The 15,505-nt window shown below is 61.6% G+C and carries 7 protein-coding genes and 1 pseudogene; 1 reads left to right on the top strand and 7 read right to left on the bottom strand.

Features of this window, described 5'->3' with window-relative positions:
* Positions 1 to 151: 151 nt before the first annotated feature.
* Together B446_RS25175 and B446_RS25170 are read right to left on the bottom strand one after the other, a co-directional pair.
* The gene (locus tag B446_RS25175) at positions 152 to 2,146 is read right to left on the bottom strand and encodes a hypothetical protein (protein ID WP_020942252.1); all 1,995 of its coding nucleotides are present in this window, start codon (positions 2,144 to 2,146) and stop codon (positions 152 to 154) included.
* Between the two features lie 560 nt (positions 2,147 to 2,706).
* Positions 2,707 to 4,005, bottom strand: coding sequence for a tyrosine-type recombinase/integrase (locus B446_RS25170; protein WP_020942251.1), 1,299 nt, complete (start codon positions 4,003 to 4,005; stop codon positions 2,707 to 2,709).
* Between the two features lie 32 nt (positions 4,006 to 4,037).
* Here B446_RS25170 and B446_RS39955 point away from each other — a divergent pair.
* Positions 4,038 to 4,206: pseudogene (locus tag B446_RS39955) on the top strand (replication initiator); the annotation flags it as partial.
* Between the two features lie 53 nt (positions 4,207 to 4,259).
* Here B446_RS39955 and B446_RS25165 read toward each other — a convergent pair.
* The 5 genes from B446_RS25165 to B446_RS39020 form a co-directional block, all read right to left on the bottom strand.
* Positions 4,260 to 5,111 carry a helix-turn-helix domain-containing protein gene (locus tag B446_RS25165; protein WP_078614795.1) on the bottom strand — a complete coding sequence of 284 codons (852 nt, stop codon included), beginning with the start codon at positions 5,109 to 5,111 and terminating at the stop codon, positions 4,260 to 4,262.
* Positions 5,112 to 5,551: 440 nt separating this feature from the next.
* On the bottom strand, positions 5,552 to 10,066 hold the full coding sequence (locus tag B446_RS37350) for a DNA translocase FtsK (protein ID WP_078614941.1): 4,515 nt from the start codon (positions 10,064 to 10,066) through the stop codon (positions 5,552 to 5,554).
* A gap of 20 nt (positions 10,067 to 10,086) precedes the next feature.
* Complete coding sequence (locus tag B446_RS39030) at positions 10,087 to 11,577, bottom strand: hypothetical protein (protein ID WP_148305749.1); 1,491 nt, start codon at positions 11,575 to 11,577, stop codon at positions 10,087 to 10,089.
* On the bottom strand, positions 11,574 to 13,166 hold the full coding sequence (locus tag B446_RS39025) for a hypothetical protein (protein ID WP_148305748.1): 1,593 nt from the start codon (positions 13,164 to 13,166) through the stop codon (positions 11,574 to 11,576). Before B446_RS39025 ends, B446_RS39030 begins: the two co-directional genes overlap by 4 nt.
* 107 nt (positions 13,167 to 13,273) lie before the next feature.
* Complete coding sequence (locus B446_RS39020; protein ID WP_148305747.1) at positions 13,274 to 15,127, bottom strand: Druantia anti-phage system protein DruA; 1,854 nt, start codon at positions 15,125 to 15,127, stop codon at positions 13,274 to 13,276.
* Positions 15,128 to 15,505 lie beyond the last annotated feature (378 nt).

The following is a 15,505-nucleotide window of genomic DNA, read 5'->3' as shown; positions in this document are numbered from 1 at the left end:
ACGATGTACACGGCCCTCTCCTCCCGGCCGCTGTCCTCCCCGATGTCGAAGGGACAACACCTGCGCTCCTCGAGCCAGGGACGAGCCAGGCGGGCGAATGCGGCGTACCGGTCCGGCGTCATGGTGACGACGCCGGGCCACACAGGAGCATTCACCGGTTACGCGGCTTGGGCTCGGAGATGAGACGCAGATCTTCAGCGATGTCCTCAATCCGCGCGAAGGACGCCTCAACCTCCACCCACGCCAGTCGGTCCTTGGTGCCATTCTTCTCGCGCAAGTCGAGCAGGTCACGCAGGCGGTCGACGGCGGTACCGAGTTGCTCCTGGAACACCGTCAGCTTGTCCGCCTCCTGCTCCGCCGCGGTCTTCTCCTTGCCCGGGCCCTTCGCCTTCCAACCGTGCCGGACGGCGCTGCGCAGCATCGCGTTGTAGGTGGAGCCCCGCCAGTCGCTCGGCTGCTCGACGAGTCCCTGCTTCTCCGCGTCCCACCAGCGAGGTGCCTTGCCCGCGCGCACGCGCTTGATCGCGTCGGCGAGGATCTGCCGCCCCTCCTCCTCGGCGAGCAGTCCCTTGACGATGAGACCGACGCCCGTACGGGCGATGGTGGTCCCGGCATCCGCCTCCGCCGAACCTGCGGCCGCGAGGAGGTGGCCGCTCATCACCAAGGAGATCATCCCGAGTGCGCCGAGCAGCAGGGCAGCCTGGGTCTCCCCCGTGTTCGCGCGGGCGAGGAGTTTATCGACCTTCGTATCCGTGTCGATGTTCTCGACTGACCAGGAGTTATCTACGAGGTCCTGCCAAAGGCAGATCGTCTCCAAGGCAGTCCGCGGCGAGTTCGTGGGCATGCTCACGGAGTAAGAGCGCAGTCCGAGCTCGACGATCGGCCCGTTGCGGCGGCTGAGCACGAGGTTTCCCTCGGTCTGCAGCTTGCTGCGCACCAGGGCGTTGAACTTCGGGCTCTTGAGGGTCAGCTGCTGCATGATGAGAGCGAACCGCAGGTCGGGGAGCCCAGGATTGAAGCCGAGGCCCTCCATCGAAGCGGCGACCTCCCCACGGCCGATCAGAGCGTCACGCGTCGGGCGGGCCTGGGCCTCGGGGCCCAGCAGCCCTTCGTCGTACAGCCCATTGATGATCTCCTCCGCCTTCACGGCGTTCTTCGCGCCTTCGACGAACACCTTGCCACCGGTGTTCATCCGCAGCAGCAGAGAGCGGACGCCGGCAGGGAAGCGCTGCATCCCACGCTGATCGTTGTCGTCGCGGTAGCCGACGATGACCGTGACCGGGATGGTCAGGGCGTTGAGGGTCATCGCCGCCTTGTTGCGGCTCCTGATGTCGGCCGGGGAACCGGTGCGCGGCTCCTTGAGACGCTTGTGTGCGGCCTTGATCACCTTGCGTACCAGCTCCCGGCGATGCTGGAGGGACATCCGCATCAGGTGCGAGGGCCGGAGTTCCACAAGCTCCTTGCTGGCGGCACCGATCAGGGAGTCGTCAACCCATCCGCGCGGTACCGGGATGCGGTGGTAGCAGAAGGCGAGGCGACAGTTACCGTCCACAGCGGTGAGGTCCTCGTCGGGCTCGCCGGTCCCGGACTTGAAGGTCGCCGGCACCAGCATCAGAGGGCGCTCAACGAGCCGCTCCCCCACTTCCTGGCGGTTGTCGGCCAGGACACGCTGGGCTGACCGGTCGACGGACTCCAGAATGTCCTCGTAGTCGTCGGCGTGGACCAGGACAGCGTGCTTGATGTGGGGCTCGGGCATGGCCAGCGCCTTGCGTACGCCGGTGGCGCGCGGGTCGGCCGCGTAGGAAGCCTCGGCCAGCAGACGGTCGTTCTCGATCGCCAGCGAGACCATAGGTGAGTAGGCCCGGTAGGAGATGACCATCAGCCAGCCGGTCTCCACCCGATGCCGCTCGACGCGGATGCCCTCGAACTGCTGGGGCTCGACGGCACCCTGGACGAGGCGGCGGATCCCCTCATCGGAGAGGTGGACGTCGTCGTGCTTCTGCAGGTACTCCTCCGCGCGCGTCGTCGCGCTCAGCGGAGCGAGCCGGTGCTCGAAGTCGCCATCGGTGTTACGGAAGTCGGTGACGGGGATGACGTGGATCTCGTTGTCGGCCGGCTCGAACTCCAGCGTGGAGGTGTCGCTCATGCGACCGCCCTTCTGGGTATGGCCGCACACAAAAAAACGGCGCGGCCTGCGGAATCACGCGAGGCAGCACCATTCGGAGGAACTACGCACCCTCGTTGCCGTCGGAGGACCGCGGTCCGACCGGGGCATACTCAGCGTCGGTGGGTAAGCCGTCTGCAATCCGGTTGCCCATCCCGGGGGTTGCGGGTGGGGGACTCAGGTCGTGCGTACGCGGACCGCAGTCCTGTACGCAGGCGTCCGGCCGCTGCATCAACGGCGTCTACGAACCAGAATAGTACCCGTCGCTGCGTCATGGAACTGATTTCCAGGAGGAGTAGAGACCTGGGCCGCATGGCCCACGCCGCGGGGAGATGGGGCGGCCGAAGCATCGGTGACGCGCAGGTGCCATGCAGCGAACACGTCGGGCTGGCCGACGACATGTATCGAGGTGAGATCTACGTCCTAACGGCACTCGGCGGAGACCACAGCGGGCAACCTATCTCGGGCGGGTTCAGACCGCCCGCAATCGAGGGGCCGTGCACTGGACAGTGCACGACCCCTGTTATTGGCTGCGGCCGACTTCACTCGTATTCGCGCAACAGCTCTTCGATCTTGCGGTTGGCGATGCCCTGCCGTCCATCAAGGCACTTGGCGTAGCGGCTCAGCAGGACCTCGACGCTATTGCCGGCGCGCTCGGCGACCTCGGTCGGGTCCACCCCGGAGTTGAGCCAGGTCGACAGGGCCGAGTGCCGGAGGTCGTACGGTCGGGCGGCGAGCGGTGAGGCGACCACAGCCGGCGGGAGCGCCAGCGCACGGGCCTCCTGCCAGACGCGGTAGTACGTGGACGAGCCGACCACTCCCCCGCGCTCGTTGGTGAACAGCCGCCCGTCCTCGGCGGTGCCGAAGGTGTCGAGGTGCTGCCGGAGGATGGCGACGGGCTGGGGCGGGATCGGCACGATGCGGACCTCCTCTGCCGGCCGGTTCTTCAGGCCCCGGTCGTCATGGGTCTCGCCGGAATCCGTCCACTGCTTGCCGACACTGGGACGCGTCCGATTCAGCAGGACTGTCCCCCAGCCGGTCTTGGGGAGCTTCACGTCCGCGTCAGTGAGGCCGACGGCCTCAGCCGGACGCAGGGCGCCGTAGTACATGAGCGCGAACAGGCCGACGAGCCGACGGCCACGTGCACGGCTGAACCCCCCGACGTACGAAACCGCGGTCAGCAGGGAACGAGCCTGCTCGGGATTGGCGACCACACGAGGATCGACCTCCCCGGCTACCTTCGGCTTCTTCCAGCGGATGCCCGTGATCGGGTTCTCCTTGAACTCCCCGAGGTCTACCGCGTAGTGCAGCGCGTTGACGAGGGTCCGGCGCTTGCGCCGGACGGTCTCTGCGGCTGCCGCCGTCCCGTCGAGCTTCAACCTGAGCGAGTCCAGGACGGCCCTGCCAACCGCAGCGTCCCCGAGGGCCGAGAGGGGGCGCGACGCCTTGGCCACCCAGTGCAAGGCGTTTGCGACCTCGGTTGGCAATTCACGCTCGTTCGGGCCGGGAAGGACGAAGGCCCAGTTGCGAAGCGTCTTCCTGAGCAGTTCCTCGGACGGCGCCCCCGGACGCTCGTCGAGAAGGGCCACTGTCACTGCAGTCAGCGCTTCGTTGATCCCGTTACGCGTGTTAGGCGCCGCGTGTGGCCACTTCATGGCGAGGTACTTCAGAGCGAAGGCGTACCAGGTCATCGAGGCCGGCTTCTCGACCATCGATTCTGGTAGCCCCGTCACCGTGTCGAACTCTTCGCCCGCATGGGTAGCGCGGAGCAGCTTGGACCGGTAGTGGTCCGCCAGTCCTTTGGTGCGAAACTGCTCGGAGAAGACCTTTCCGGCGACCATCCACCGGACGTCATAGGACGGATTCTTGGTGTTCCGGCCTGAGCGGCGGCAAGGGCATCGGCCCGGCCGTCGCGCAACACCCCCGCGTCTTCGCCACCTTCACCGCCCCCCTCCTTCGGCCCCGTCCACAACCGGCCTGCCGGCGGTCGGTGCCGCTGCGGTCGGCGGCACCTGGAGGACGACCCCGCCCTGGGCACACCGCAGCGTATTCCCAATCGAGGCCGGCAGGCCAGGCATCTAGAGGAATTATTCCTCTAAGGAGCGGCGTTGTCTCCCAAGTCGCGGAACTCCCTCATCACCCGCAACAGCAGCTCGCGCACCTCACCACCGAAGATGGCAGCCCGCTCGAAGCGATCGAACGTCTCCTCGTACGCGGCCACCTCAACTGGGTCAGCCACCAACTGTTCGCCGGCGAACCCCTCAACGACGACCGCCTGTTGATCGCACACCGTGAACCCGTGCCGCGGCAACACTGGCACTGCCCGACGCCACGGGATGAGCCCGAGCCGGACGGAACTCAGACTCTCGACAGCCAACAGCCGGTCGAGCTGAGCGAGCATCAGCGCCGGGCTACCGGGCCAGGTTCGCAGCACCGCTTCCGTCAGCACGAACACAGACTCGCGCCCCGGCTCATACAGCCCACTCTGCCGTTCGACGCGGGCAGCGACAGCCCGGCCGACCGCCTCAGGCGTCGAGTTCGGCGCGCTCTGGAAGACGTGGCGGGCGTACTCCGCGCTCTGAAGCATCGCCGGCAGAACCACACACTGGAACGACCGCACCAGCCGAGCCGAGCGCACTGCGCTATCGAGGACCGCCCCGGCAATGCCATCCTCATCGGGGGCCTGCCCGGCGTCAGCAGCAGCCTCGACGGCGACCAGGAGGTCACGCACCTCACGAGCCGACGAGTCTTCAAGGCCCAGAGCACGAGAGAGCCGGTCAAGGACATCGAAGCTCGGGACCATGCGTCCGTTCTCCACCTTGGACACGGTCGGCTGTCCTACGCCGGCCCGTTGCGCCAACACGGCACCAGTCAGGCCAGCTTCAGCACGCAGCCCTCGAAGACGCACGCCAAGCGCCTTCATCCGCTCCTGTCGCTCACTCCCCATAGCCAGGGTTCTACACCACGGAGCAGGAGACGCCGGGTCGGGTGCGCGAGACAAGACACAGCACTGGTCCCGAGTGTGATTCAAACTTTCTCTACTGGTTCAAGGCGGCTCGCTCCGCTCACCGCGCGCGGCCCGGCCCCCGGCCGGGCCTGCGCTCCTGTCTCCGCCCCGCTCCAGCCCGGCCAGCGCCCGTGCCGCGCGCAGAGCAATCAGCCAACTGATGCCAGAGAAGGGATTCGTCGTGGCTGGGGCGGTCGGCTCCACGGCTTTAGGCAGCCACTTTGGCGCGAGCCTCGAAGATCATGGCCCCAACGTCGTGCTTTACCGGGCAGGTCCACAGACTGCCCGACGCGCCGGAAGCTTACGGGGCCATGATCACTCGCGCCAAAGCAGCTCCAGTGCCGCTCCGCCAACCTAAGAGTTACAAGCGTCTGCTGGATCTAAACCGCTGTACCGCCAGAGACAGGAAGATATGGCCCTTGTGCAGAGAAACCCTGTAGACGAACCAGACCTTGGTGCGGAGACGCAAAAAGCATGTCGCCCATCGGTAGCAGCCTTTCTGCGCCTGACGCATCAAGGATGACTCTGCTATCCGTCGCACTCCTCACCATGAGAGAGAGGCGCGCGAAGTTGGCCTTCATTACCCCAGGCACGATCTCTACGCTAGGACGCTGCGTCGCGGTGATCAGATGCCCCCCAACGGCTCGAGCTCGCTGAACGAAACGGGTAACCAGAGTTTCGAAGCGTCGACGATCCGAAGAGGAAAGTGCAATTTCGGAGAACTCGTCAATCACAACAACTAGCGGCCTCAGCGGAGCATCCACACCGCGTGCCGCTGCATCCTCGCAGAGTGAAACCACATCGGTGATGTTCTTCGGGTCTGGACGATACATCGCCGCTTCAGCATATTGATTGAAGGTTTCGATGCGCTCCGGAACGCGCCTCTCCACAATGTCACCGAGTAGATCCAGAGCTCCGTCGGCCCCGAGATGATAGTCACTGCTCTGCCGAATCTGAGGCGCTCTGGCGAGATCCCTGAAGTCTCCCATACCCTTAGCATCTAGGAGCACTAGGTCGAGAGCATCGAAAGAGTACATTCGCGTAAGTTGCCACAGGATGGAGCGGAGCAAAGTGCTCTTTCCGCTCCCAGTGGTGCCAGCGATCAGGAGATGGGGAAGCTCATGCAGCGGGACCCAGAATGGGTTGAACTCATAGTCTGTACCGAGAGCTACCGAGATGGCATGCCCAGCCGGAGCCTCCAATTCTGATACATCTGCGATGCTCCGATGCTGCCGCGGGATTTCGAGGACTGCATAGCGCGCCCGTCCGGGAAGGTTATCTACCCGGATCCCGGAAACTCCAAGATCGCGAGCGATATCCATTTCTTGATTTGCCAGTGTTGAAAGCCTGGCTCCCGGCTCAAGCTCAAACGGGACCCGCAAAACTGATGGGCCGGTAACAATGTCCTTCTCGTTCAGACTACGTAGGGGAACATTGCGGGCTCGCAGAGCATTGACCACTTGCTGAGCTAGTCCGGCGCGCTGTGCTTCGTCATCCCACCTATCCGCCACCTTCTCAGACTCGGACCGCGTCTGTGTATCTTGCTCGACATTAGTGGTCGGTGTCTTAGAAGTCTGAGGTTCGACTGCTGTCGCCGTCATGGCGTCCTGAGGCGATTCTTCGCCGAGACTGGAAATGAGTTCGCCGAGATAGCTAGGGACGGCCACTTGGTCTCTCCCATGACGCAGTGCCCGTCGCAACCAATCGCCGCCCAGAACCTTCAATGGCAGGCCGGCCTCTCCGATTCGGTCAGGGAGGTTGGTCTGTGGGGCATCAATACCCACCACCACGACCTCGCCATCCAGATGGACCGGCGCCGAAGAAGGATCCAGCTTGAAAAGGTCGTTCAGACTACGCAGACGTTTCCTGTACTCAGGCCAGTCCTGAACGCGAGTCTCTTCCCACTGTTGCAACGCTTCCAGGAAAACCTGACGCTTAAGAATTTCACGACGACTCGCGGCGAAGAGGTCCGTGCTGGACTGAGCAAAGACGCCGCGCAGGACATCCATCATCTCGAGTACTTGATCAGAGGCCTCGTGCACGTGCGGAGGAATGGTTCCGCCGTCCAGGGCATCGCGAGTTGACTTAACCTCAATTACCTTGACGCATGGACCGCTTTCGGTCCATTTGATTTGCAGAAGATCAGCACGCCTGTTGCTGCGACGACGTTGCAGCCATTTTCGCGCAGCATCAGTGTCCAGGCTCATAACCAGACTGCCTTCGTCCTCCTGTAGCTCAGCTAGGACTGCAGCAACCCCGATCCTTCCGAGGATCGCATCATCACTGAGCGGTCCCTTAGTCCCGAAGAACCCTAGAAGCCCTTCCGGGAGAGCACGGCGAACCGTGTTGGTAAGGAAAGTCATCAGGCTGTTAGGTTCGGGGTCAAGCCAACTGTTTCCTTGCATCATGCGCAAAGGCGGGTCGACCAACAACGTCAGGTCCCGACAGTAAACGTAGGCCGTGTGAGAACCTGTTCCTACCCGCCCAAGAAGGTGGAGTCGTCCGTCATATCCGCCCTCGGAGAGTTGCTCGTCAACAGACTCCGGCGGCTCAATGGTCTCTGGCGCAGCGAGGGCGCTCGTTGACTCAACTAGTACTAGCCAACTGGTTGCCTGCCCGAGCTCTGAAAGGTGAGTGGTTTCCCCGGGTGAAAGCAGCGGACTGCGATCCAGTTCGGCTGGATCGGCACTGGACAGTTCACTCTGCTGATTCAGGAGCGCAGCCAGACGACCAGACGCCGCGGGTTTAATAACGGTCGTGCGTTTGTGCGTAACAAATGTCCACTCTGTGACAACGCTCCCCTGCTGCTCCGACTGCAGGAGGCTTCCGAATCCAGCGGTCCCACTATCGGAGACGTCAAACAGGAAGGTCACGTGCGGCGCTCCGCCGTCCTGAAGCGCAGTCAGGTTAGGATCCGTTTCGAAGATCTGCACATCTACACGGCTGCGATCATCGTGTTCCGCTGCAGCTGCCGCAACCAAGTTTCTGATCTCGGTAGCGTTCTCCCGGCTAAAAACGCGCAAGACAATGCGCGTCGCAGAACAAAACTTAGGATCTTGCAGCCGCTCGAAAAGACGTCGCACTACCGTCGGAGTGGGACGGATCAAGGCAACGCACAGACTAAGCTGCGCGAACGGATACGCTACAAGGAACCGATCGATGACTTGCTGGACAGCATGCGTCGTCTCAGGCGTACCCGACGCGAGTCGCCTCTTGCCATAGACTGGTTCTCCAGTCTCAGAAATACCGGAGAAGGCCAAGGCTTCCGGATCTTTCCCTATTACGATCCCCAAAGAGGGTGCAGCCGGATCGATGTTGGCTGACACAGTATCGATGAACTCGCTGTCCAGTTCACCAACCGATTGCATTTCGCGGAGCATCGTCGCCGCCCGAACCCGCGGCTCGAGGACGACAGGATGCAGCGGCAGAAGGCGGGCGCGAGTTCCCTCGGAGTCGCGCTCTGCAACTACGTCCACCAGCGTGAGGGAGTCAGCCAAGCGCTTCACGAAAGTGGCTTGTTCGTTGGGGATCTCCTGGCGCATCTGCCTGAGAGCTGACCAAAGGTCTTCCCACGAGGATACGAGCTCATCACCTTGGCTACGCAGAGTCTGTGAACTCACGAAGAGCCTGAGGCCTTCGGTTGCGATGGACGGTGCGAAGTGAGCCAGAGCCATTCTGCTATCGCCCAACCGGTCGAAAGCATTCAGAGCCAGCCGTCCAGCAACGGGCGCATCGTCAGCCAGATCCTCGAGATCCTGGCGAAGGTCCCCCAGTGACTGCCACTGTGTGGCTGTGCCGAACTTTGAGGTAGTTCCGCCAGCCATAGAGCCGTAAAACGTCGCTAGGCTATCCTCGGCGGCCGGCTCCTCGTCATCCGGACTGTCAAATAGCGTGCTGGACTCATCTGCTGCCTGAACCGAAGTGCCCGGCTCAGCGGCGACCAGAGACGGGTCGTTGAGCACCTGCTCCAAGCTCGGAGCATCCCATGTCACGCCGCCGCTATTGAGGTCGAGTTGATTACCGCCGTCATGATCTCGAACAGCTTCAAGTAGATCCGCTTCTGAGACCTCTCCTGAATCGACCAACTCCAAGATGTCAACTCGGTCGTCCGGCCCGTGGGTGTCATCTCTGAATCGCGTACGTGAGCGGATGGCGGCAGCTCGCATAGCATCAATTACGTCGTCCAGGTTCAACCCTGCAAGCAGTTCTCTCCTGCCAGACCTGCCGAATTCTCGGAGCTTGGCGTACTCGGCAGTGGAGTTTGCGATGAACCGCTGGAGAGTTCCCGGATCTGCCATCCTGACCGAATCCACCGTCTGCTCATTCAACTGCAGACGATTCGGATCGATTGATTGGGCAGTTCGGTGATCGGGCAGCAAACCCAGCCGCCAAAGGAACTTGCGCGAGAGGTCACCACTCCCCGGCTTCAGCGGGTTCAGGGCAGCGCAATAATCAGCCACGTAGTCCAGTGGAAGGTTGCGCTCTTGCAAGGCAGCCAAAAGCGGCACAACGTTATCGCTAACTCCCTGCGCGTGCTCGGCTCCCAGGGTGGCAAAAGCTGCGCGCCTTACTTCATCGGCAGTTACTTGTGGCACATTCATCAGCCCATGGGCCCTATTCCGATGAAGGTCGCCAACTACGAGGATTGGACGCCTCCCCTCGTTTCGCCAGCGGATGGCTACCGTGACCCGATCAGTCACATTGTCGCGCTCGATCGGAGTAGAGGCGAAATTTGCAACATTAAGCCCAGCCACCTCTCCAGAGAGCCGGCTGATGATCCGCTCCAGAGGCATTTCAGGTGACAGGTAGGGAAGCCGTAGGTATCCGAAGCCCGTCTCAAACTTACTTCTGACGGTTACGCAAATTGCCTCGGTAAGGACATCCTGAGCATCCATTGCCGACCCCTCCGCACGGTTCACCGGACGTTCCAAATCTTGAGCGGATTTAGCACCTCTGTTGTGTTATCGCTGTAGGCGCGAGCTAGGCCAAGGCGCGTCAGAAGGTCTGCCAATGCATCCCTGTTCGACTCCAACTCCGATTCCGATGCTCGCGGAGCCATGGAGCGCGTCTGTGCCGTTGGGCCCACTGCGATGCCGAATCGAGTTTCAAGTCTCTTTAGGAACTCGTCATAGGAGACTTCTGATTCCTGCTCTTCGAGCACAGCCAGGACGAGCGTCGTTATTAGGTTCGCTTCAATGCAGAAGCGCTTACTCGTGTTCCCCCTGCGCGGCGCCAAAAAGCCGCAACGTCGAGCATGATGGTCAAACCACTGCGAATAGCTCTGCGCCATTGTTGTCTTGAGGAGGTCAAGCAGCACCAGCGCGACTGGTCCGCTGAGATCCTGCGGAGCATGTGTCGTACTCGCTTTGGGGGTCAAGTGTTCGAGGGCCTCGGGGGTCTTCTCGACCAACAGTCGGCTACGCTCGAGGCGCTTCTCCTTTGCTCCTGCCGAGAACGGTACCGTCTGCAGGAGAAAGGCTTCCGCAGCATTCTTGTCTTGTACCGCATCCCCAAGTCGCTCGCGAACGGTCCGCTGCAATTTTGATGCGATCCAGTTGTCCATAGCACTGTGCATCAGAGGGAGTGAGCCTCGAGCGGATGAGTCGAGAACAGTATCTGCATCTGGGGAAACTACTGCCAGAAGCGGTGTCAGGCTGCCAGTAACCGACAAGTTCGGAACCTGGGCGTATGCGAGAACACATACGAACTCTATGGCATTGGCGAGCACTTTCAGCGCGTCGAGGCTATCAGCCGCCACGCTGCCTAGTTGCACCGCTCGGCGTAGCAAACTGCCGAGGTTATTCGCGAACTCTTCGGTGACATGGTTCGTTACCCACGGAACTGAGCGGACCTCCGAGATGCTGAAATCGCTCGGATCAATCGGACCCGCAAGGGCTGACTGCAACACCCAGTACGGGTTTGGCTGCGTCTCACAAAGGCGCTCCACCAAAGACGTGAGCGCACCAGACCCAGAAGCGTGATTAAGCAGGAGGGAGGCGCAGAGAAGCCCCATTGCCGCACCCGTACGGTCGTTTGTGATAAAGGCCGGATGCGCAACTTGGTATGACTGCATAGAAGCGAATACTGCTTTATCGCCTGCTAGCAGCGCCCTCAGCAAATGGCGAACTGAGTCTAGCTCGGCCGAACTTGCCGGGACCTTGAAGGGAATTGGCGCCCGCGCAAGTACTTGCCGAAGAGGTTGTTCAGCTGTCGCCCACGAACTGCTGTTTCTGGCAATCAGAGCGCTCGCCAGTTTCGGCGCTCGAGGGCCTACCAGACACTGCGCGAGGAAGCCATTCAGCACATGGACAGGCTCCGCATTCGTGGTGGCCGTGCTGAAAACAAGAGTATCCGTGACGTTCTCTCTGAACCATGGGGTTAGCTCGATGCCAGCTACGAACGTCATGGATTCACCTCGATTTCGGGGCGGCGCCCGCCTCGCACGGTAACTTTCGTAACCACACCAGTAGCGTGATCAACTGCGACGATCTCGGGATCAGTTTCGGGCCTGGCCGGCGCCTGACCAATGAAGAGATCAAGCGCCATGTCGAGCGCCTCCTGAATCCTATCCGAATGAACTGTTCGGGGCTGATGCAGCTGACGCCATGTTGCATAGTCCAGCGAGAGGACGGCGCCGCAACCTTGCTTCCATGAAAGCTCAAGTTTTGACGGTTTGAATCCGGCGGATTCGACACCGTGATCTTCGTGGAGATACGGCAACCGCACTGTAAGTTCATCCGAACTAATGGATGCGCTAGCAGCAAGTACGGAAGGCCGAGTCACAGCCGTCAGCCGATGGTGTCGACTGAGATGTAGTTGCTTACCTGTGCCTACCGTGAGGCGGTATCGATTTATTTCAGCCACTACCCGCTGGACTGCGCGGTGCGGCTCATCTCGAGCTTCCTGAAGGAGATCCACATAGTCTGGGATGTGCGACTGCCTGTCGATGATTTCCTCAACACGCAAGTCGGATGCAAGAAAGAATCTGGCACGCTTGGCCGCCGCGAAGGCCTTGAGTGCCCCGCTTCGATCTCTTCTGTGGATGACAGCAGGATTGAACAGCGGCACTTCGGGTGCGACGCCAACTCGTTCGTTGTTGCCTAGCCATAGATGACTGTCAACGGACGAATTCGCGGTGTGGATTGGGTCGAATTCTCGGCTAATCATTCGACCCAGAGATGTGGCAGGGTCGAAGACTCTGGACCACCACCATCCAGCCAGCTTCTGGACGTCACGCCCACGAGGCGGGCATTGCCAGCCGAAGAACAGTTCCGCAAGGAATACCCACAATTCTCGGGCCGTGAGTCGGAGTCCGGACTGCCCCAGCAGTGATAGGAGCTTTGTGAGGCGGTCAGCCGCCTGGGGCGATCGAGCCAACAGGTCTCGGCCAGCGGTACGCGGGCACGTAGTGTCATCACCACATGTGCGGCAAGGATCCACTGCAGGCAGTAGACGGTCGAGGGCACGCGTGACGAAACCCGCGTGAACCAGTTGCCGGCCCGCAAGGTTGACCAGGAGGACACCGCTCGGATCGTCCATCTTCTCGCCCCGAGCGCGGGCGTGCGTGACCTCACGCACCTGCTCGTAGAGCCCTTCGCCTTGGAGCCGCGCCAGCGACGACAGCGGGCCCTCGTTGAGGGTGATGACGAGTTGGCTGCCGTTCGCAGTAGCCGCATGGGTCCAGGCAAGGATCGCTTCATCGTCCAGCGTTGCCGCGTCACGGATGAACAGGCGATCCCCTGGAGCCAGGGCCGAGGGAGAGCGATCGTCCGCCTCAATGGCTGGCTTCGGCGCACTCGCGTCGAGGGCCATCGACAGGAGATGGCTCTTTCCGTCTCCTGCGTTGCCAGTGATCACTACGTGTCGGCCGTCGTTGAGAGCCTGTGTCACAAGCCCAACTAGGGAGTCCTCGACGTTGAGTTGCCGTCTGACCTCAACAGACCAGGAGTCTGCGTACACTTCGCCGCGCCGGAACAGCGTCGCTAGGTCTGTCATCGATGAGTCGCGGATGATGGCCGTCTCCCCTGTGCTCTGCCCACGTTTCCCCACGGGTCACGTTACAGAAGGCGACTGACAATCACCTGCAACTTCCAGCAAAACGATCAGAGAGCGAGCGTTAGTTGCTCCGGCTCGTCGGGGCGCTTCGGTTCATCAGGAACTGGCCCGACCTCTCGCATCATCCCGGCAAGTTCATCAATGAGGTCTGGGGTGCATCGGGCCTGTTCGGCCAGGAGGGCGCCTCGCGCGCTGACCCACCGATCCCACCACTGCTTCGCGAGATCGATCGCTGTTGCCCCAGACACGTCCCCGGCAGCCTCCCACCCCAGCAGCACACCTCCTGGGTCGTGGACCAGAGGCAGGGCATACATAGGGCGACGGGTGTCGTGTCTCCTCAGATCAGGAAGCCCCAATCCGGACAAAGCCTTTCCAATTGCCCTAAAGCGCGCACTAGCTCCTTCGCCAAACGTTCTTGTGATGTGCGAGTACCCATCGGCTGCCACGTTGTATTCATCGATCGCATCAATGGTATCGGCTGCAACATGGAACGATCCAAAACCGCGCGTTTCACCGATCCGGACCCATCTACGCCCGCCGCTAGTGGCTCGGTTGTACTGGGAACTGTGACCTGGGTATAGACCGCTGGTGAATACTACGAGTGGGCCCGGATTTGGAATTTTCTCTCGCACCTCGGGCTTATAGACGGTGGCGGCGATCTGCCCCAGGGGGCGATTCCGACCCCAGGCTTCGAGTACCGTCTCGCTGCCAGCTACCGAAGCCGCCAGTTTGCCCGCCCTCATCGGACCGAACGGTGGAGCAGCTCCGCAGACACTCATTTCGAGAGCGACAAAACCCATATGATAGTGCCAGATCTTTCGCAGACCTGAATCCACCAAACGCCGCATCAGAACATTCTCGCGAAGGAATTGAGCGGCATTCGGAGATTCGAGGCAGGCCCGGAGACCGGCAAGGCCAAGGCTGAGCTCGGCAGCAGTTTCAGCGCGCTTGGTCTGTGCCAGGAGTTGACGGGAAAACTCCCGCTGACCCAACTTGCGGGCATTGTTGTAGGCGATGCGCAATCGGGCAGCCAGTTTTTGCAAGCTTTCCGCTTGCTGCGTGCCGCCAGAAAGATCGATAGGCGGAAGTCCATCTGGATTGACTGCGTCAAGCAGAGATGTCAGCACCTTTACCGTGGCAGAAATTTTATCCTTGGCGTCAGGAACTCCATCCAACCGGTCGACAAAACCTCCGGGGCCGCCTTCTGAGTTTCGCGAAGTGAGACCAAGCCATGAGTCCCTGCATCGGATCTCAGGGACCACGTTGCGGAATTGCGCAACTCCCAGAGGAGTTCCCGGGAACTTTCTGTCCTCCAGTACCACCGAGACCTCGCGGCCTGGTGCGCTAGCGTCCGGAGTCATGGACCATGTGGCCCTTACGGCTCGCCACACCGCCCTGCCAGCGCCCTGTCCTGCCACAGTGAGCTGCAACTCTGGTGGACCGTCCGCAAGCGAAGCGATGCATTCCTCCGAGCGATACTGACTCTTGGTGAGTGTCCCCAAGAGGCGCTCAAGCGACTTACGCTGTCCCGGAATCCTCAAAGCGTTCGTTCGTGCTTGCCGATACAACTTTCGGAGCGCTTCACGACGTTGCGCTTCGTCAGCGTTCCCTGCCTCGAGTAGAGGCGCCAGAACGAGGGCGTCACCCTGCATCAAGGGGTAGTAGCCCGAGTCAACGTAATCCCGAAGGATGAGGAGGGTTACACGGAATGACTTAGCAGTTGGAGTGTCTTGTCCGCAGCTATCAGCCTCCCGCTTCAGCACTTCGCGGATCTGACTGGGGAGTGCTCCGTCTAGCGATTTGACGATCTCCTTGAACTTGGGTCCAAGAGCGCCAAGTTCCTGCGGCTGGAAGTCAACTAGCTTATCCACGGGAACAAGCAAAGTGGTGCGGTCATCCATAAGCACAGGGTAGCTGCTCGAGTCATCGTGAGGGAACGTTAGGGACAGAGATCCATCGGCCTCGTGCCACTGGACCTGCACCGGTCGCCCATCTGCCGGCGTTCCCCTGTCATCCGCGTTCAGTGGACTCCTCCGATCATGACCTTGCCGCTGGCTGCGCACCGTGAAGGCTACCGGCTCACCGCGGTTCTTCAGCATCAGGCGGCTATGCAGGCGACTTAGTCCCCGTCGCTGGGCCAAGACCAAGATCATATGCAGCCGCCAAGTGGGCCGTAGTCGCCAGCGGCGCCAAGGGTCGCCACGGCCCGGACGCAGCCCTCGCGTCGCTCCGCCACCTCTAAGTCCATGGGTTGACTCGCGCAGGTGGCTGTGCGCCGC

The organism is Streptomyces collinus Tu 365, assembly GCF_000444875.1.
In the GTDB taxonomy this organism is placed as follows: domain Bacteria; phylum Actinomycetota; class Actinomycetes; order Streptomycetales; family Streptomycetaceae; genus Streptomyces; species Streptomyces collinus_A.
The sequence above is the reverse complement of the archived record's forward strand: the minus strand, read 5'-3'. Positions and strand labels throughout refer to the sequence as shown.

What these genes read in the sequence shown, in the direction of transcription:
- B446_RS25165 (WP_078614795.1), bottom strand. Translation starts at nt 5,111, where the DNA reads ATGGGGAGTGAGCGACAGGAGCGGATGAAGGCGCTTGGCGTGCGTCTT.
- B446_RS39020 (WP_148305747.1), bottom strand. Translation starts at nt 15,127, where the DNA reads ATGGATGACCGCACCACTTTGCTTGTTCCCGTGGATAAGCTAGTTGAC.
- B446_RS25170 (WP_020942251.1), bottom strand. Translation starts at nt 4,005, where the DNA reads ATGGTCGCCGGAAAGGTCTTCTCCGAGCAGTTTCGCACCAAAGGACTG.
- B446_RS39025 (WP_148305748.1), bottom strand. Translation starts at nt 13,166, where the DNA reads ATGACAGACCTAGCGACGCTGTTCCGGCGCGGCGAAGTGTACGCAGAC.
- B446_RS25175 (WP_020942252.1), bottom strand. Translation starts at nt 2,146, where the DNA reads ATGAGCGACACCTCCACGCTGGAGTTCGAGCCGGCCGACAACGAGATC.
- B446_RS37350 (WP_078614941.1), bottom strand. Translation starts at nt 10,066, where the DNA reads ATGGATGCTCAGGATGTCCTTACCGAGGCAATTTGCGTAACCGTCAGA.
- B446_RS39030 (WP_148305749.1), bottom strand. Translation starts at nt 11,577, where the DNA reads ATGACGTTCGTAGCTGGCATCGAGCTAACCCCATGGTTCAGAGAGAAC.